Origin of the sequence: Faecalibacterium sp. OF03-6AC (assembly GCF_003478175.1) — a bacterium.
GTDB lineage: Bacteria > Bacillota > Clostridia > Oscillospirales > Ruminococcaceae > Faecalibacterium > Faecalibacterium taiwanense.
The window spans coordinates 78,905-96,941 of the sequence record NZ_QUEN01000012.1 but is presented as its reverse complement, the minus strand read 5'-3'; the positions used below and the strand labels follow the sequence as shown (position 1 = coordinate 96,941).

The 18,037-nt window shown below is 59.6% G+C and carries 15 protein-coding genes; 5 read left to right on the top strand and 10 right to left on the bottom strand.

Features of this window, described 5'->3' with window-relative positions:
* Positions 1 to 239: 239 nt before the first annotated feature.
* The 5 genes from DXA66_RS12485 to DXA66_RS12465 form a co-directional block, all read right to left on the bottom strand.
* Positions 240 to 3,863, bottom strand: coding sequence for an SbcC/MukB-like Walker B domain-containing protein (locus DXA66_RS12485; RefSeq protein ID WP_158576392.1), 3,624 nt, complete (start codon positions 3,861 to 3,863; stop codon positions 240 to 242).
* Positions 3,860 to 4,456: a DUF4194 domain-containing protein gene (locus DXA66_RS12480; protein ID WP_097776755.1), complete on the bottom strand. Its 597-nt coding sequence runs from the start codon at positions 4,454 to 4,456 to the stop codon at positions 3,860 to 3,862. The genes DXA66_RS12485 and DXA66_RS12480 overlap by 4 nt, the downstream gene beginning before the upstream one ends.
* Complete coding sequence (locus DXA66_RS12475) at positions 4,443 to 5,870, bottom strand: Wadjet anti-phage system protein JetA family protein (protein ID WP_118529217.1); 1,428 nt, start codon at positions 5,868 to 5,870, stop codon at positions 4,443 to 4,445. Before DXA66_RS12475 ends, DXA66_RS12480 begins: the two co-directional genes overlap by 14 nt.
* Before the next feature lie 326 nt (positions 5,871 to 6,196).
* A complete protein-coding gene (locus DXA66_RS12470; protein WP_118529216.1) occupies positions 6,197 to 6,730 on the bottom strand; it encodes a hypothetical protein in 534 nt (177 codons plus the stop codon).
* 421 nt (positions 6,731 to 7,151) lie between these two features.
* Positions 7,152 to 7,631 (bottom strand): hypothetical protein, encoded by a 480-nt coding sequence (locus DXA66_RS12465; protein WP_118529215.1) that lies wholly within the window; start codon positions 7,629 to 7,631, stop codon positions 7,152 to 7,154.
* A gap of 437 nt (positions 7,632 to 8,068) precedes the next feature.
* Between DXA66_RS12465 and DXA66_RS12460 the strand changes: the two genes are divergently transcribed.
* The gene (locus DXA66_RS12460; protein WP_118529218.1) at positions 8,069 to 8,740 is read left to right on the top strand and encodes a hypothetical protein; all 672 of its coding nucleotides are present in this window, start codon (positions 8,069 to 8,071) and stop codon (positions 8,738 to 8,740) included.
* A gap of 227 nt (positions 8,741 to 8,967) precedes the next feature.
* Here DXA66_RS12460 and DXA66_RS12455 read toward each other — a convergent pair whose 3' ends face one another.
* Together DXA66_RS12455 and DXA66_RS12450 are read right to left on the bottom strand one after the other, a co-directional pair.
* Positions 8,968 to 9,300, bottom strand: coding sequence for an acylphosphatase (locus DXA66_RS12455; protein ID WP_097774075.1), 333 nt, complete (start codon positions 9,298 to 9,300; stop codon positions 8,968 to 8,970).
* 1 nt (position 9,301) lies between these two features.
* A complete protein-coding gene (locus DXA66_RS12450; protein ID WP_118529214.1) occupies positions 9,302 to 10,957 on the bottom strand; it encodes a putative manganese-dependent inorganic diphosphatase in 1,656 nt (551 codons plus the stop codon).
* 231 nt (positions 10,958 to 11,188) lie between these two features.
* On the opposite strand from DXA66_RS12450, the gene DXA66_RS12445 reads away from it, so the two are divergent.
* The 3 genes from DXA66_RS12445 (at position 11,189) to DXA66_RS12435 (ending at position 14,287) form a co-directional block, all read left to right on the top strand.
* On the top strand, positions 11,189 to 11,986 hold the full coding sequence (locus DXA66_RS12445) for a hypothetical protein (RefSeq protein WP_243089104.1): 798 nt from the start codon (positions 11,189 to 11,191) through the stop codon (positions 11,984 to 11,986).
* Between the two features lie 90 nt (positions 11,987 to 12,076).
* Positions 12,077 to 13,444 (top strand): MATE family efflux transporter, encoded by a 1,368-nt coding sequence (locus DXA66_RS12440; protein WP_118529212.1) that lies wholly within the window; start codon positions 12,077 to 12,079, stop codon positions 13,442 to 13,444.
* Between the two features lie 183 nt (positions 13,445 to 13,627).
* On the top strand, positions 13,628 to 14,287 hold the full coding sequence (locus DXA66_RS12435) for a phosphatase PAP2 family protein (protein WP_118529211.1): 660 nt from the start codon (positions 13,628 to 13,630) through the stop codon (positions 14,285 to 14,287).
* A gap of 53 nt (positions 14,288 to 14,340) precedes the next feature.
* Here DXA66_RS12435 and gluQRS read toward each other — a convergent pair whose 3' ends face one another.
* Both gluQRS and DXA66_RS12425 read right to left on the bottom strand, forming a co-directional pair.
* Positions 14,341 to 15,318: a tRNA glutamyl-Q(34) synthetase GluQRS gene (gene gluQRS, locus DXA66_RS12430; protein WP_118529210.1), complete on the bottom strand. Its 978-nt coding sequence runs from the start codon at positions 15,316 to 15,318 to the stop codon at positions 14,341 to 14,343.
* A gap of 75 nt (positions 15,319 to 15,393) precedes the next feature.
* On the bottom strand, positions 15,394 to 16,941 hold the full coding sequence (locus tag DXA66_RS12425; RefSeq protein ID WP_118529209.1) for a PTS transporter subunit EIIC: 1,548 nt from the start codon (positions 16,939 to 16,941) through the stop codon (positions 15,394 to 15,396).
* Between the two features lie 248 nt (positions 16,942 to 17,189).
* Here DXA66_RS12425 and DXA66_RS14590 point away from each other — a divergent pair, with 248 nt between their 5' ends.
* On the top strand, positions 17,190 to 17,807 hold the full coding sequence (locus DXA66_RS14590) for a hypothetical protein (RefSeq protein ID WP_242959163.1): 618 nt from the start codon (positions 17,190 to 17,192) through the stop codon (positions 17,805 to 17,807).
* A 97-nt stretch (positions 17,808 to 17,904) separates the two neighbouring features.
* On the opposite strand, the gene DXA66_RS14700 is transcribed toward DXA66_RS14590, so the two are convergent.
* Positions 17,905 to 18,036 carry a hypothetical protein gene (locus DXA66_RS14700; RefSeq protein ID WP_256372190.1) on the bottom strand — a complete coding sequence of 44 codons (132 nt, stop codon included), beginning with the start codon at positions 18,034 to 18,036 and terminating at the stop codon, positions 17,905 to 17,907.
* Position 18,037: the final 1 nt, after the last annotated feature.

The window sequence follows — 18,037 nt, the reverse complement described above, 5'->3', positions numbered from 1 at the left end:
GGCAGCGAGGCGCTGTACGGCAAAGGCTGGTACTTTGCGGATGGGATGATGGAAGAGATCAACGAGGATGAAGATGTGCTGCCACTGCGGTAGCAATAAAAAAGAAGCACGCAGATGCGTGCTTCTTTTTTTATGATGTTCTGCTGCGCAGAAATGAGGTTGCTGCGCAAAATGATGTGTGCTATCGCACATTCTATCATGCCCCGCAGGCAGACATCATTGCGCATACAATGCGCACATCATTCCGCCGCAAGGCGGACAAACGGCGCTATTGCGTTGGTGTCGCCGTGGCGGACGATGGAGTAGGTGATGTCGCAGTAGGGCTGGATGGCGGTACTCTTTTCCACGGTGGAGATGAGCAGCACCTGCAGCTGCAGGCGGCGGAACAGCTCCATCATGGGGCGGATGCGGTCGCTGGTCATCTTGCTGAAGGCTTCGTCCAGCAGCACAAGGCGGATGCTGTTCTCGCTCTTTTCGTAGATCTGCAGCAGACTGGCGCAGATGGCCACATAGAAGGGGGCCTGATTCTCGCCGCCGGAGGAGTCGCGGCTGACGCGGGACAGATACGCCTGCTGGCCGGTGACCCGGTTCGTCACCTTGATGTCATAGTCCAGATAGGTGCGGTAGTCCACATAGTCCGACAGGGTCACGCCGCCGGTGCGGCCCTCCTGCCGGGCGCGGGTGTTCTCGTCCACATCCGCCATGATCTTTTCCATCAGTTCCATCATGGGGCGGATGCGGTCGCTGGTCATCTTGCTGAAGGCTTCGTCCAGCAGCACAAGGCGGATGCTGTTCTCGCTCTTTTCGTAGATCTGCAGCAGACTGGCGCAGATGGCCACATAGAAGGGGGCCTGATTCTCGCCGCCGGAGGAGTCGCGGCTGACGCGGGACAGATACGCCTGCTGGCCGGTGACCCGGTTCGTCACCTTGATGTCATAGTCCAGATAGGTGCGGTAGTCCACATAGTCCGACAGGGTCACGCCGCCGGTGCGGCCCTCCTGCCGGGCGCGGGTGTTCTCGTCCACATCCGCCATGATCTTTTCCATCAGCTCGTCCACCTGACGCTCATAGGCCGGGTCGGCGGTGGCGGCAAGGTTGTCCAGCGAGTCGCCCTCGGTCATCTGCTGGTTGCCCTTGTCCACGATGACCTGATAGAAGGCCGCCAGCTGCGGGTCGCGGCTGGGCTCCAGCTCAAAGCGGTAGACCTCCTCGCCGTAGGTCAGCTGTTCCATCACCTTGTTCAGCTCCCGGAACTGCCGCCGGGCGTTGAAGATATCGTCCTTCATGCGGAACAGGATATCCTTGCGGAAGCGGTCCTTGCAGTCCCGCTGGGCCTGCTCCAGACGGGCGGCGTAGCGTTCCAGATCGATGCGCACAAGGCTCTCGTGCTGGGCGCGGTACTGGTCCAGCCCCGCAAGGCCCAGCGGATAATCGCACACATAGTGCTCGTTGTAGGCCTTCTGGGCCGGTTCCAGCGTGCCGCTCAGATAGACGGCCAGCGCATCGTCCAGCTTGGCCTGCGCCTTTTCCGCAGCCTGTGCGGCGGCGCGGGGCTTATCCGCCGGGGCCAGCGCCAGCATCCGGGTGCGGGCCAGCGGCTCCACCAGCGGGTGCGCCGCAAAGAAGCTCCGGGCGGCATCGGCGCTCTGCTGTGCCGTTTCCCCTGCCTTTTTCTGCTCTGCTTCGCAGGAGGCGATCTGCTTTTGGCACACGCGGATGTCGCCGCCCGCCTGCTCTACGGCGGCGCGGGCAGTCTCCCACGCGGCTTCGCGGGCTTCTTCCTCCTTGTAAAGCTGCTGCAGCAGCGGGTTCTCGCGGCACTCGGTGAGCTTTGCTTCCTGTTCGGTCACAGCATTCTGTGCGGCAGTCAGTGCGGCGCGGGCATCCCACAGCGCAGCCAGCTCGTCCAGTGCCGTGCCCCGCAGCAGGGTCTGGTACTGGTTATAGGCGGCTTTCAGGTTCTGTTCTGTCTGGGCGGCAGCACGGGCGCTTTCCCCCAGAGCTTCCAGCTCGGCCGCCAGCGCCCCGGCGCGGGCGCGGCGGGCATCCAGACCGATATACCGCTGGGGAGTGCGCAGCCGTTCCAGCCGGAAGGGGTGGTGGCGCAGAAGGTCGCGGGTGGCGCTGTCGGGATGCTGTTCCAGCGTATCGGGGGTGTCGCAGCAGACGATGCGGCCCAGAATGGTCTGGGCATACTGTGCAGCCAGCGGGTTTTCGCTGCTCACCTGCGCGGCAAGGCTGTCCGGGCCGTACTTGTCGGCGCGGCGGTTGGCCTTGCGGATGCCCGGGGTGTCCAGCAGGCTGATGGGGCCTACCTTGTCCTTCAGAGCCACAAAGGCGCTTTTGGCGGCTTCGTAGTGGGCGGGCGGCACAAGGATATCAAAGCGGCGGTCGCCAAGGCAGGCTTCCACGCAGTCCTGCCAGCTCTCGTCCTCCACGTTCAACAGTTCACAGAAAATTTTCGCATCCGGCTGCATGCCCCGGCTCTTGAGTTCCGCATTCACAGCATCCCGCACCCGGGTGGCGGCATCGCCGTGGGGGTAGACCCACTTGCCGCCGGACACCGCGTCCAGCTCGGCGCGCTTGCCGGCCTGCTCCTTCTGCAAAGCAGCAGTGTTCTGGCGGGCAGCAAAATAGGCTTCCTCCAGCGGTTTTTCCTGCGCGGAGAGCCATGCGGTGAGCTGCGGCAGAGTGTCCGCCGTCAGCTCTTCGGCCTTGATGCCGGATGCAAAGCCGCTGCGGCGCAGCACTGCCAGCAGGCTCTGGGTGCGGGCAAGGGCGCTCTCTGCCTTTTCGGCTTTGCGGGCGGCGGCGTCCAGCGCCGTTTTGCGGCGGGAAAGCTCCTCGGTCAGGGCATCCAGTGCCCGGCCCTCGCCGCTGGCGCTGGCGGCACCGTGGGCGGAAAGATAGGCCCGGCGTGCTTCCGCTTCGGCGTTTTTGGCCTCGGCATAGCGGGCGCTCAGCTGTTCCAGCTGGCGGCGTCCCGCATCCAGATGCTCCTGCCAGACCGTCTGTTCCCCGCCGTCAGCAGCGGCGCGGGCCAGCAGCGCCGCGCCCCGGTTCACAAGGGTCTGGGTCTGCTTTTCGGCAGCTTCGCGGCCAAAATCCACGATCTCTTCCAGCGCGTCGGCGCGGGTCTGTGCTTCGGCCAGCACGGCGTGCAGATTTTCCAGTTCCAGCCGGTCGCCCTGCAAAGCGTCCAGATCCAGCTCCGGCTGGGGCAGGATGTACTGGTACAAAAACTCCCGGAAGTTGGGGATCTCGTCCATGCTGGTGCCCATCTGGAACACCTCGTTGAACTTTTTGCCCAAGGGGCTGGAGGCGCGCCCGATGCCCAGCGCACGGCAGATGCGATCCCGCGCTTCGCTGGGGCTGCGGGTGTAGGAGAGACGGCCCGTTGCGGGCTTGAAGTCCTCCTTTGCGCTGGGTGCACCGGTCTTGGGGTCGATGAAGGGCAGCTGTTCCAGCGTGCAGCCGTCCTCCGAAAGATACCATGTCTGATCGCCGGGGTGCAGCTCCTGCATGGGGCCTTCGGACTCCACCCGCACCGCGATGACGAAGGGGGTGCGCTTGACGCTGTCCCAGAACTCCGCCCCGATGTAGGCCACGGTATGGCCCGGGCGGCGGTAGGCGTTCTCGCCGCGCTGCTTTGCGTGCACCGAACCCTGCAGGGTGCGGCCGCTCTTTTTATTGCCCAGCGCATTGAAATTGCGGTTGGTGGTCAGGCAGTAGCGGATGGCATCCAGAATGGTGGTCTTGCCCACGGCGTTCACGCCGATCATATAGGTGAGCCGTGCGCAGTCGAAGGTGACGTTTTCAAAGTTGTGCCAGTTGATAAGCTTCAGCCGTTTGAGTTCGATCATTCTTCACCCTCCCCTGCTTCTTCCGGTCGTTCATAAAGGCCAAGCTCTGTGCGGGTGCGCCCGCTCTCGGCGGCGGCATCCGCAAGGTCGGCGTCCGGCAGGGCCAGCAGCACGGTGGGAAATACTTCAATGCGGCTGTCCAGCCCGGAAAGCCGCCCCACAGGCCGCGCCAGATTGTACCGGCGCAGGGTGCGCATGAGGTTTTCCAGCGTTTTCTGGTCCAGACGGCGGGGCAGATTCATCTTCTGCAGTTCGGTCTGCACCTCTTCCACCGTCACCAGCACCTCGTCGGCATTGGCCGCAAGGCTCTCGCGCTTTTGCAGGTACAAAAGCCGCAATACCAAAAGCAGGATGCTCTCGTATTTCAGCAGCCGGGCCTGACTGCCCTCGTGGCCGTTGACCAAAGCCGCCGCCTGCAGGGGTGCCGGGTACAGCAATACAGAATAGCCCAGCGGGGCGAACACAGCGCGCACCTCGTCCAGATGGTCCTGCACATAAAGATATTTTGCCCGCTGATCCTCCACGCCGCCCAGCACGAAGCAGTGGTTCAGCAGGTAATTCGCGGTTTCTTCCAGCATGTTAATGGTTGCCATTTTCTTCCTCCCTGCGGCGGGTGAGGACAAAGTCCTCAAAGCGGAAACCGCCGCGCTCCACCCAATTGCCGGTGAGCTGAATGTCATAATCCCGGTGCGGCGACTGCGAGTAGGTGTGCAGGCCGATGATGCGGGCAAAATCGTTCGGGTATTCGTCTGCCAGAAGTGCCGCGTTCACCTGCGGACGGGCGGCAAGGGCCTGCCGGGCCAGCAGGGCCACGTTCTCCTCGGTAACGGCAAGGCGGGCGTAATCCAGCAGCAATTGCTGCTCTTTTTTGAGCTGTTCCGGATCGAATACTTCGGTGCGCACCGGGGCCAGCGGCTCGGCGGTGCGCTGGGCAGCGGGCGGGTACAGAAATTTTTCCCCGAACACTGCCGCCGGGTACAGATGCAGCCGCTTTGCCACCGGGCCGTCGTCCGGCTCAAACAGCTGCTCCGGGGTGCGGATGTCCTCGGCGTAGCGGCGCAGCAGGGCGGTGACGCTGCCCTGCGAAGAACGGTCGCTCAGCAGCAGGAACTGTGCCCGCTGCACAGCCCGCTTGCGGTAGCGGATGTGGCTTGCATCGATCTCGCGCATGAGCAGGCTCATCTCTTCCAGCGCATCCCGCTGCTTCTGGATGAGTGCACGCACGGCAGGTGTCGCTTCGTTCGGGGCGCAGCGCTCCACCCGGGCATAATCAAAGGCCAGCTGCGGCAGGTAGTTCTCCTCGCAGTCGTCCAGCTCCTCTTCCAGATAGGCGCGGTAGTTGAACAGGTTGTCGCTGGTCTTGAAGCGGTGGTAGGCCGCCGCCACCACCTTTTCCTCGTACTGGTCGAACAGTTCCAGCACCTCCTGCGGGGTGCGGTTGCGGGTGAGCCGGTCGATATAGTGGCCGATGGAGGCATTGAGCGCCCGGAGAGAGCGGTTCAGCGCGTCAAGGTCTGCGTCCACCTCCCGCAGAACGTTCTCATAGGGGCTTTTTTCCTGCCCGATGCTGCCCAGCAGCTGCCATGCCTTGTACAGCTTGCCGGTGTAGGTAACTACGCGGGGGTTCAATATTTCTTCCAGCGCTTCCAGCAGCGGCGTTACCTCCGGCACAAAGGCAAGGGACGCTTCCCCCTCGTAGCTGCCGGGCTGCTCTTCCAGCCAGCCGGTGCGGCGCAGCCGCAGCAGAAAGCCCACGGCCAGCGTGTGGGGGTCGCGGGTGGGCTGCTCGTCCTCATCGCCCGCACCGTCGGCATCCAGCGCAAGGGGCTTTGCCAGTGCGGCAAAGTAATCCTCGGCACGCCAGACGGCCTCCGCACGGGAAATGCTGTAATCCGCCGTGTGGCGGCACTCCTCCCAGAGCAGAAGCAGCAATTCCGCATAAAAAGCCCGGTTCGGCCCCGCCAGCGGGCGGAACAGCCGCGGGGACACCAGTTCAAACAGCTGCATGGAAACGTCCTTTCCTGTTCACATCAGAATACGTTTTTATTGTACCACAAAACGACACGGTTTGACAGAGAAACCATTCAGAATTGCCGCCGGGAGGGGCGGGGCAGACTCCTTCCGTCAAACCCTGCGGGTTTGCCACCTCCCTCAGTGAGGGAGGCTCTGGCGAAACCGGAAGCTTTGCACCTGAGCCGGAAGCTTTGCCGCCGGGAAAGGCTCCCTCTTTGAGGGGGCTGTCGCCGCAGGCGACTGGGGGAGTTTGCTCCCAAACGCAAAAAACCCCCGGGGAGCGGGGTGCTCCTCGGGGCAATAGTTTAATTGTAATCCGCTTACTTGCTCAGTTTATAGCCAATTGCAACGTAGGTCTTTCCGCCAACGGTCTTAGTGCCAACACCCAAACCAGTAACTTCGATTTTCGTGTTATTTTGTTTACCAAGATTGATTACTAAATCTGTTGCAGTCTTCATCAACTCAACCATATCAGAATTAACCGTAATCGTTCCTGCCGTTGTTTCTTCATAGTAAACAGCCGTGTACACTTCAGCGTTCTGCTTCGCATTCTCAGCACAAACAACTGCACCTACGTAGTTTTTCTCGGTTTTTTTCTCTGCAGTAATAGCAGTCAATGCAATCTTGCCGTCTGCAATTTTGTTCAGTGCTTCTGTTGCCAGTTCCTTGACTTCACTGTTATTGGACCATTCTGTGCCGTATTCCTTGTTCAGTGCAGCCATATATACATCCTGAACTTTCTTCTCGAACTCACTTTCACCAGGGCCACCTGCGCCACCGCCGCACGCGGTGAGCATTGCCAGAACCATCACGCCGGCCAGAAGGGCGGCTGCGAAACGTTTGAACATTTTCATTTCATGTTCCTCCTGTTTTCAAATTCTGACGGTTTGGGCGACCCCAAATCGCTTTACCCGTCTGAATTTATTTTAGCCATACCCCCCCCGCATGTCAACAGGCAGATCGCCCAAATTCCGCCCTTCTTTTTGGCAATTGTCCCCAAACACAAAAAAGCCCCGGGGCAGGGCGAACTCCTTCCGTCAAACCCTGCGGGTTTGCCACCTCCCTCAGCGAGGGAGGCAACCCTCTCAGTCATCGCTGCGCGATGCCAGCTCCCCCGAGAGGGGGAGCTTATTTGCTGCAAACCGTCAGATGCCTAAAAGCTCCCCCCTTTGGGGGAGCTGGCACGCCGTAAGGCGTGACTGAGAGGGTTCAAACGCAAAAAAGCCCCGAAGGGCGGCCTTGCAGCCACGCTCCGGGGGAAAGGGCGATAGATTTTTACTTGTAGTAGTTCTTAATGCGGATGGTGATGCCAATGTAGTTCTGCTCGTTATCGCTCTTGACCACCACGCCTATATTCGACCAGATGCCATCCTGACTCACGTTGCCGCTGACATCCGTTTTAACATACTGCGAGATATAAGTCAGAACCGTGCTCAGGAACGTATCCTCATAGTTGTGCCGGGCAGTAATGGTGACAGCCAGATCATTTCCTACTCGATTCTGATAGAACCTGTACGCTCCTGCATAGCCGAAAACTTTATACTGGAGCGACTCATCCAGTCTCTTTTCAGCCACTGCGCGGAGCTCTGCGTCACTGGCCACCGAAATGCCCTTCTCCTTACCGATCTGCTCCATCACTTTCTGCTCTTCGGCTTTGTTGGTGGAGCTGCCGCCGCCACCGCCGCAGGCCGTCAGCAGGGCCAGAGCCATCACACCCACCAGAAGCAGGGCAGCAAATTTCTTCAGCTTTTTCATTGTCAAGCGCCTCCTGTCGTTTCAAGATTTTGTTGATTTGTCTCATTTCAGTGCTGTTTTTTCGCACTACAGAACGGGTGTCGTTCTGGCCTTATTTTATCCGACAGCAGTTGGTTTTGTCAATTGAGAAGATGCATAAAGTTTCCGAAACATTTTCGTTCAAAATCAATGAAACAGCGGCCTTTTTGTTACAGTATTGAGATACACTGTCCTTATTTCGCAAAGGTTCTTTACCGTGCTGGAAAATCTTCTTCCAGCCGGAAGCTCCATGCGGTTTTTTTCCGGGGCACAGTCCTTCCCGGTTTGAACAGATGTTGTGTTCCGATCCATCTTGATCCATCTTTCAGAATCCTTTCAAAAAATTACGATTTTACACAATTCTACCATTTTTGCATGGTAAAATAAGGTCGTAGAAAAAACAAAGGATGTGGCTCAATATGCAACACTGTCCCGCCCGCGCGGCACAGCGGCTGGCGGCGGCAGTTCTGGCGCTGTGCCTTGTGCTGGCTCTGGCCGTTCCCCACGCACACGCAGCTGCCCTGCAGGAAACGCACGGCATCCGGATGCTGGACTTCAGCACCAGCCAGATCCTTTCCATCGGCAACCAGACCTCCGGCAAATGCAGCTGGTACGCCTTGCGCTATGCACGCACCATTCTGGATGGAAAGGTTTCCTCCGGCAGTGGCATGTGGTCAAACGGTGCGGTCTGGTCTGCGGGCGGCTACTACGGTTATTCCGGCAGCCTGTCCGAGTGCCTGCAGAAGCTTTACACCGAGCTTTCCGCCGGGAAGCCGGTGATCGTGCATCTGAAAAACACTGCGGTGAGCGGTGTAAAACGGCACACGAACCGCACCTCCAGCTATGAATATCACCTGACCGGTTCCGGCTGGAACGAGGTCAATTACCCGCACATCGCCACCAGCGCCGCCTATGGCCACTGGGTCTGTGTGGTGGGCATCCGTGCGGATGCAGACCCCGCGAACCTGAAGGAGAGCGATTTCTACGCGCTGGACCCGGCCCGTGTTTCCGTAAACGGCACTCTGGCTGTGACCCGGCTGCTGGACGGCACCATCTGGACAGAAAATTCCCCGCTGAAAACAGCAGGTTGATAAATTTAGAAAGAGCAAAAAAGCTGACGCTTTCGCGTCAGCTTTTTTGTTTGTACGAACCCTCTCAGTCTCGCTTTGCTCGACAGCTCTCCCGAAGGGCGAGCTTTATAAGCGGGGATCATTCAAGATCCTCTTCCCGAGAGGCAGTGCTTGCCAAAAAATGTCAAAAAGCTCCCCCCTCGGGGGAGCTGGCAAAGCCGACAGGCTTTGACTGAGAGGGTCTCGCATCAATACCCTTTTACCGAGAAGCCCCGCTCCCATGGGTCGGGCGGCAGATCCTTCTGGCGGATGCCGGTGATCTGGATATAATCGCTTTTCTGGATCATGGCGAACAGCCGCAGGAACTTTTCCGGGTCGCCCTGCACTTCCAGCGTCACGCTGCCGTCGTCCTCATTCTCCACCCAGCCGGTCAGTTCCAGCGTCTGGGCCGCATAGCGGGCGCGGTAGCGGAAGCCCACCCCCTGCACCTGCCCTTCGATGGAATAGCGGCGGCGCACAGTGCCTTCCGGCAGGGCGGGCGGCGTGGCATCCTGTGCTTTTTTATGCAGAAAATCAAACATCTTACAGCTCCTGATAGGCGGTCATCAGCGCCGGGATGAACTGCTTTTTGCGGCTCACCACACCGGGCAGGGTAAAGCTGCCGTCCTCGGCAGGCTGGGTCTCAAAGCCGTCCGAGAGCACCTCGGAAGCATAGCGGCCATCGCTGATGACCACGCTCTCCTCCTTGGGCACGTCGGTGAGCAGCATGTAGATATCCTCCACGTTCTGCTTGTTGCGGGCTTCTTCCAGATAGGGCTGCAGCAGCGCTTCGGCGGCAAGCAGATTCTTGCGGGTCATGTAGCTGCCCTGCGCCACGCCAAAGCGGATATCGCCGCACATGAACACCTTGAAGTCCTGCAGGAACACCTCCTCGGCGGTCTTGCCGTCCAGCTTTTCGCCTGCTTCAAACATCTCGCTGGCAAACTCGTCAATGTCCACACCGGCAATTTTTGCCAGACGCTTTGCAAGGGCCTCATCCAGCGGGGTGCAGGTGGGGCTGCGGAACACCAGCGTATCCGAAAGGATGGCCGCCAGCAGAAGGCCTGCGATCTGCGGCGGGATCTCCATACCGTTCTCGTCGTACATCTGGGTGATGATGGTGGCCGTGCAGCCCACCGGCTGGTTGCGGAAGTACACCGGGCCGCTGGTCTCCAGGCTGCCGATGCGGTGGTGATCGATGATCTCCAGAATTTCGGCCTGATCGAAGCCCTCCACGGCCTGGGTGGCCTCGTTGTGGTCCACCAGGATGATGCGGCGTTTTTGCAGATTGATGATGTTGCGGCGGCTGACCATGCCGCAGTATTTGCCGTCCTCGTCCAGGATGGGGAAATAGCGGTGGCGCACCTTGGCCATCACACGGGTGACGTCTGCCACCGGGGTGACGAGGGTGAACTTCATGATGTCATTGCGGGTCATATAATAGGAGATGGGTGCGCACTGGCTGATGAGCTTGCCGGCAGCATAGGTATCCACCGGGGTGGTCATGATGGCAACGCCGGTCTCCTCGGCAATGCGCTGGATGGTGCGGCCCACCTTGGCGTTGTTGCACAGGATGAGCAGGGACGCTTCCTTCTCGATGGCGCACAGCTGGCTCTCGTAGCGGTTGGTCAGGATGACGATGTCGCCTTTTTCCACGGTATTTTCCAGCATTTCGGGCGTGGCGGTGCCGATGCGGATGTGGCCGGTGGTGCACACGTCGTCCTCGCGGCCCACTACCATGGTGCCGCCCAGCGTTTCCAGAATATTGCGGTAGGTGGTCTGGCTCTTGGCAAGGATGCCGGTGTCGAACACGTCCATGTTGGCTGTGGCGATATCCTTGACCGTGATCACGCCCTCCAGCTCGTTGTCCGGGCTGGTGACCGGCAGGGTGTCGATCTGCTTGTCACGCATGATCTCCCACGCCTTGCGCAGGCTGGTGGAGCCGGGGATGCCGGGCATCTCGCGGTAGTCCACATCGCGGATCTTCGGGTTCACGTCCGTGCACATGCGCGGGGGCTTTACCCCGAACTTTTTGAGCACGAACTCGGTCTCCTGATTCATTTTGCCTGCACGGCGGGGCTCACAGACCAGATCACTGGTCTTGTTTTTCAACTCTGCATAGGCAATGGCCGAGCAGATGGAATCGGTATCCGGGTTACGGTGGCCGATCACGACCACCTTATGGGCTGCTTTTGGCATATTGTTCCCCCTTTGGGTTCTGATTTACCTTTTATTTCTTATCTCATTTACCACAGTGCACTCCCCTCTCCTGCAAAGCGCAGTGCACCTCAGGTTTATTTTAGCACAATTGCCTGCACGGGTAAAGTGGAACAAACACGCTGCGGCGCGGCTTTTCCGCCTGCCGCAGTCCTTGACAGACCCTGCAAAAAACGGTAAGCTTTACCTGAAAAAACACAAATGGAGGCATCTATGAAAAAGCAGTTTTTCCGCATCCTCTCCTGCTGCGTGCTGCTGGCCTGCCTGTGCGCCCTGCCCGCCTACGCACAGGAACCCAAGGCCGCACAGCCCGCCTCAAAAGAGGATAAGGTGGTAACAGATATCACCGGTTCTGCCGACCTGATGCGCAATGTCGTTGGCTTTACCACCAACTTTGGCGGGCCGTACCACTTTGCGCAGGCAGACCACAAGTCCCCTGTGCAGGCCTACGGTGATGCCCCTGCCGAGGGAGCCGTTGCGGTGCTGCGGCTTTTTGCCCGCGCCGATGACCACGGCGATGTTCCCCTCAACACCAGCGGACACAGCTTCCTCACCATCACCAATGTCTCGGAGCAGGATATCAATGTGGGCGGACTGCTCATTGCGCCGGATACGTCCATCACCGTAAGCACCCGCGGCAACCGCTGCGAGCATTCCGGCATCTGGTACAATCTGGAGGGCTACTACAAGTATTACCTGAACGCTTCTTACTATCAGAATCTTTACGGCATTCAGGTCTCACTGGACCAGAGCCAGCTAGACACTGTAAATCAGGCATTGGCCAACGCAGACCACTGGTCGGCCATTTACAACTGCACCTCGTTCTCTGCGGGCCTCTGGAATGCCGTGTGCTCCGATACGCTCTGCGCCGGTGTGCCCGAGACCCCGGCCGACCTGAAAGCGGACATGCTGAGGAAGTACCCAGACAAGACGGTGTTCGGGCCGACCGTCCCGTATGATTATATCGTATATTACGGCACCAGCCTGACCCCCAGTCAGGAATTTTCCTGACAGAAGATTTTCTCTTGTAATTCTGCGCGTTCTGCTGTATGATATAGGTCATGTATCCAAGTGTATCTTGTCACCGTTACGGAGGAACCTATGACAGCAACCAAAACGCCCGCGTTCCATAAGCCGCCGCTGTTCACCCGGCAGCAGCTCATTGCCCTGCTGCTGCCGCTGATCGCAGAGCAGGCGCTCAGCGTGACCATCGGTCTGGCCGACACGCTGATGGTCTCCTCGGTGGGGGAAGCCGCTGTTTCCGGCGTGAGCCTTGTGGACAGCTTCAACACCCTGATGATCCAGATCATGAGCGCCCTTGCCACCGGCGGCGCGGTGGTCACCAGCCAGTACATCGGCCGGCAGGAGCCAAAGGATGCCAAGAATGCAGCGGCGCAGATCCTGTTCATCCTGTCCAGCTTCAGCCTGCTGGTGGCCGCCGTTGTGGTGGCGGGCCGCCATGCCATCCTGCGCGGCATCTTCGGCTCCATCGACGTGGACGTGATGCGCTATGCCGAGACCTACTTCCTGCTCTCGGCCCTGAGCTACCCGTTCATCGGCCTGTACAACGCCGGTGCGGCCCTGTTCCGGGCGCAGGGCAACAGCAAGATCAGCATGATGTCCAGCCTTGTAATGAATGTGGTGAACATTGGCGGCAACGCCGTGCTGATCTACGGCTTCAAAATGGGCGTGATGGGTGCCGCACTGGCCAGCCTTGTGTCCCGCGCCATTGCCTGCGTGGCTGTGCTGTACCTGCTGCAGCGGCCCGCCTGCCCGCTGCGGGTGGACGGCCTGCAGGCCCTTGCCCCGAAGGCACGGCTCATCCAGCAGATCCTGCGGGTGGGCATCCCTGCCGGTATTGAAAACGGCATGTTCCAGATCGGCAAGCTGTCCGTTTCCAGCCTGACCTCCACTCTGGGCACCGCTGCCATTGCGGCCAACGCCGTGGCAAACACCACCACCACCTTTTTGAACATCCCGGCCAACGCCGTGGGCATGGCTGCGCTGACCGTGGTGGGCCAGTGCCTTGGCGCAGGCGAAAAAGATCAGGCCGTGTATTACTCCCGCCGCCTGATGCTGTTTGCCTACTGTGGCGCATGGTTCATGAACCTTTCGGCCTTCCTGTTTGCCAACAAATTTGCACTGGGCCTGTTCAACCTCTCGCCGGAAGCCTACGCCATGGCGCTGGAAGTGATGGTGTGGTTCAACATCGTTTCGCTGTTCATCTGGCCTTCCAGCTTTACCATGCCCAACATCCTGCGTGCGGCAGGCGATGCCCGCTTTACCATGACCGTGAGCATCGTGTCCATGTGGGCCTTCCGGGTGGGCTTCTGCTACCTGTGTGTGCTGGCCTTCCACGGCGGCCTGCTGGCCATCTGGATGGGCATGTATCTGGACTGGGCGTTCCGCTCCCTGTGCTTCTTTGTACGCTTCCTGCGCGGCAAGTGGCTGGAACAGCAGGTCATCTGAATCTTTCCTCTGCATTTTATAAGAGCCTGCCGCGAAGGCAGGCTCTTTTTTACGCAATACGCACAAATAATTTATTTGTTTTTCAGCAATGTTGTCTGCTTTCGTTCTTGTTTTTGTCACATTCCCGGCGTATAATTTCACAGTGCTAAGAGCTTTCACTTCTGCAAAAAGGAGGCTTTTTCAATGAAACGCAGTTGGTTTTCGCGCCATCCGATTTGCTTCATGGCGCTGTATCTCATACTTTATCTTTCCGCATTCAATTTCCTGAACACCCAGATCCATATGCCGCACATCCTCGTGCACTGCCGGCTGGACGATCTGATTCCCTTCTGCAAATATGCGGCCATCCCCTATTTTGCATGGTTTCCGTGGATCCCGTTCACCCTGTTCTTCCTTCTGTGGAAGGCACCCCGGGAGGACTTCTGGCGGCTGTGTATGCCGCTGTTCAGCGGTATGACCATTGCGCTGGCCTGCTACGTGATCCTGCCCACCGGGCTGAATCTGCGCCCCTGCTATGTGCCGGGCACAGACATCTTCGCCCGTGCGGTGCGGTTCCTGTACAGCACCGACACACCCATCAATGTCTGCCCGTCCATCCATGTGTTCAACTCGGTCACGCTGATGCTGGCCTATCACCGCTGCCGCATCTTTGAGCAGCCCCGATTCCGCTGGATGCGCCCGGCCGCTGATGTGCTGTGCATCTCCATTGTATGCTCCACCATGCTGCTCAAGCAGCACAGCTGCATCGATGCAGCGCTGGGCGCTTTGCTGGCGCTGGCACTGGATACCGCGTTCAGCCGTATGATGGACACCAACGATCTTCCGCAGATGCGCCGCATCTGAATCTCTATAAAAAAGAAATGCGCTGTCATCGGGGGCAGCGCATCTTTTTTTGTTCAGAACAGATCCTCCGGCAGGCAGACATCCTGCTTTGGCACCTTTGCCCAGGAAAAGTCTTTGATCAGGCTTTCCGGTGTGCGGGGCGCAGGCTCCGGCTGCAGGCCGTAGGCGTAGGCAAGCTTGCCCACGATCTCCTGCGCGGTATACTTTTCCCGCAGGTTTTCCAGACTCTGGTCGCCGTCTCGCTTGGAGAGCCGCCGCCCATCCGGGGCCAGCAGCAGCGGGCAGTGGGCAAACCCCGGTGCCTGCAGGCCCAGCAGGCGGTACAAATACAGCTGCCGTGCCGTGGACGAAAGCAGGTCTGCACCGCGCACCACTTCGGTAACGCCCATGCGGGCATCGTCCACCACCACGGCCAACTGATAGGCGAACACGCCATCCGCCCGGCGCAGGTAGAAGTCACCGCAGTCGTGCAAAAGATTTTCGGTGTGCGGGCCCATGCAGCCATCCACAAATGTGATGTCCTCGTCCGGCACCATCAGACGATAGGCAGGGGCCTTCTTTTTGCGTTTTTCCTCAATTTCGGCAGCGGTCAGGCCGCGGCAGGTGCCCGGATAGACCACGTTGCCGTCCGAGGTATGGGGCGCGCTGGCCGCGTGCAGCTGGGCGCGGGAGCAAAAACACGGGTACACAAGGCCGCGCTCTTCCAGCTTTTTGTAGCTTGCGGTGTAGATCTCTGCGCACTCACTCTGGTAATAGGGGCCGTTCGGCCCGCCGGTGCTGCCGCCCTCGTCCCACGCAAGGCCCAGCCAGTCCAGATCCTGTTCCAGCAGGTCAGCATAGATGCGCGGGCAGCGCTCGGCATCCAGATCCTCAATGCGCAGCACGATGCGTCCACCCCGGCTTCTGGCGCTGAGCCACGCCAGCAGGCTGCAGGCCAGATTGCCCAGATGCAGCCGCCCGCTGGGGCTGGGTGCAAAGCGGCCAACCACCTCAGGTGTTTTTTTCTGGTTTAGAAACGGTTTTTCCTGCATTGAAAATTTCCTTTCGCAATTTGTAAGCTTTCTCTGTACTGGCAGGCCATCGTGGAGCTTTCTCCGCCGTCCTGCCTAGAGAAGTGCCCTGTCCAGCCGCCGCTCCACCGCCTGCCGCACCTCCGGCGCGTGGATGCCGTACACGATCTGCACATCGCAGCCGCTTTGCACCACACCGCTGCAGGGCAGGGCTTTCAGGGCCTGCTCCTTGACGAAGGCCGGGTCGTTCACCGTGACACGCAGGCGGGTAAAGCAGTTGTCCACCGTGCGGATGTTCTCCCGCCCGCCAAAGGCTGCAATGAGCTTTTCTACTCCCTGCTCGTCCAGTGGCAGGGCCTTTTCCGGCCGGGACGGCTCTTCCGGGCGGCGGCCCGGTGTGGGCAGGTCCAGCGCCTTGATGAGCACAGTGAACACCACAAAATACACCGCGATCTGGGCAAGGCCCAGCAGATACAGCACCGGGTAGTTCGTACGGGCCGCACCAGCGGAAAGGTTCATCACAAGCGACCCCAGAAGGTTCGAGGTAAACGCCGTGACTCCGCACAGGTGCAGCAGCACGATGAAGCTGCCGGAGATGGCTGCGTGCGCCAGCCACAAAACCGGTGCCGAGAAGCAGAACAGAAAATCCAGCGGCTCCGTAATGGAAGCCAGCGATGCCGTAAAGGCCAGCGGCAGCAGCTGAAGAGCAGTCTTTTTGCGGCTGCCCCGCCGGGCACAGAAGATGAATGCCGCCGCAATGCCAAAGTAGCCGAAGGTCTTGGTAAAGCCGGTGTACATCCACACGATGCCATCCGAAAACGGCAGGCCGAGGTTATATTCGGTCATCGTGACCACATAGGCACCGGTATAGGTGATGCTGCCCACCGTGAGCTGACCGCCCAGCTGCGAGAACTGGAACGGCATATACACCAGATGATGCAGCCCTGTAGGGATGAGCAGCCGTTCCAGAAAGCCGTACAAAAACAACCCGATATTGCCGGAAGCGGCAATGAAGCCGGTGACGGCCGCAATGGCCTTCTGGACAGGCGGCCAGACAAAGCAGGCCCCAAAGCCCAGCACCGCCGCCAGTGCCGCCATGCAGGCAAAGGACCACCGCACACCGGAGAACACACCGCCCAGAATGCCGCGGTGGGCTTTTTCGCAGGTGCGGTCATACACAAAGGCGGTGAGCAGGCCCAGCAGAATGCCGCCGAACACGCCGGTATCCACAGTCTGGATGCCCAGCACCATGGTCTGGCCTGCGCTGTACAGGCCGGTAAGCGCATCCGGCTGCGCCAGCAGGCCCAACTCGGTCAGCGTTACATTGCCCGCTGTCAGGTAGACAAGATAGCTCATCAGGGCGATGAACGCCGCCTGATGCTTTTCCCGCTTTGCCAGCGCCGCCGCAAGACCGGTGCAGAACAGCACGCTCAGATTTGAAATGACCGCCGTGAGGCATTTGTAAATGATCCTGCCCGCCAGCTGCACCGGCTCCCACCGCAAAAAGGGCAGCACCCCGGCCAGCGGCGCACTGGTAAGCAGTGCGCCCACCACCAGCAGCAGGCCTGCCGCCGAAAGATAGCTCAGCGGTGCCAGCATTGCGCGGGAGAACCGTTCCAATGCGGCTGTGATGCGGTGCTTCATGGGCGTTTCCCTCCTTTCCGGCTGACGTGGGCAGACACTATACTTGTAGTCAACCGATTTTTGCAAAAAATGTCAAGAATGCAAAGTTCCCAAAAATACATCCCTTCTTTGTGCAGGGTGCATATTTCCCGCTTGAAATTCGTTCTGCGCTGTCCGATTGACAACCGCCGCGGCAGAACGTATACTTAGGGTGTATCGTTTTGAAGTGCTGCGGCCCGGCTGCGGCACCGCTCAAGGAGGACATTACTATGAAATTGAGATATACCCGCATCCTCTCGCTGCTGCTCTGCGCAGCGCTGGCCTGCAGCATTCTGGCAGGCTGCGGCGGCTCAACCGCCAGCAGTTCCGAAGCGCCAGGCTCTGCCAGCAGTTCTGCAAGCTCCGCTGCTTCCGGCGAGGACCTGCCTGATTCCACCACCCGGGCCGACACCTCTGGCCTGAACCCCGGCGATTTTGACGAGAACTCCATCTTCTCCATCACCGGCACCGCTGCCGCCTTTGAGCCTTGTCTGGGCTGGGGGCCGGGTGTTTCCGGCTGCTCGCTCAAATCGGTGATCGCAGCGGCATCCCTGCTGCAGTGGGCAGAAAACGCCCGCCTTGCCTCCCGCACCCCGGAAGCCGTGCAGGAAGCTTTCTACAGCTGGTACGACACGCTGGACGCTGATGAGCAGGAAAGCTTTGCCGAGGCCTGGACGATGATCGAGCCGGACGCGCTGAGCCTTTTGAGCGACAAGGACAGCATGGCTGGCCGCATTGAGGATGCCGGCCTTGACCCGGACACCCTGCCCGGCTGCACCCTGAAGAACTGGCAGGCCCTGCAGACCGTGCTGGACGACTGCGTGCCGGAGACAAACGGCGAGGCTTAATAAAACAAAAAAGCATCTGCAACCATCGCTTCTGAATTTCAGAATCAGCGATTTTGTTGCAGATGCTTTTTTCTTTAACGGGCTCGCCCTCTCAGGCTCACATTCGTTCGCCAGCTCCCCCAAAGTGGGAGCCCTTGGCAGTCCACGCAAAGTCCATCTCTTTGCCAAGGCCTCTCCCTTTGGGAGAGGTGGCACCGTAGGTGACGGAGAGGGCGAGGATGCTGACCATG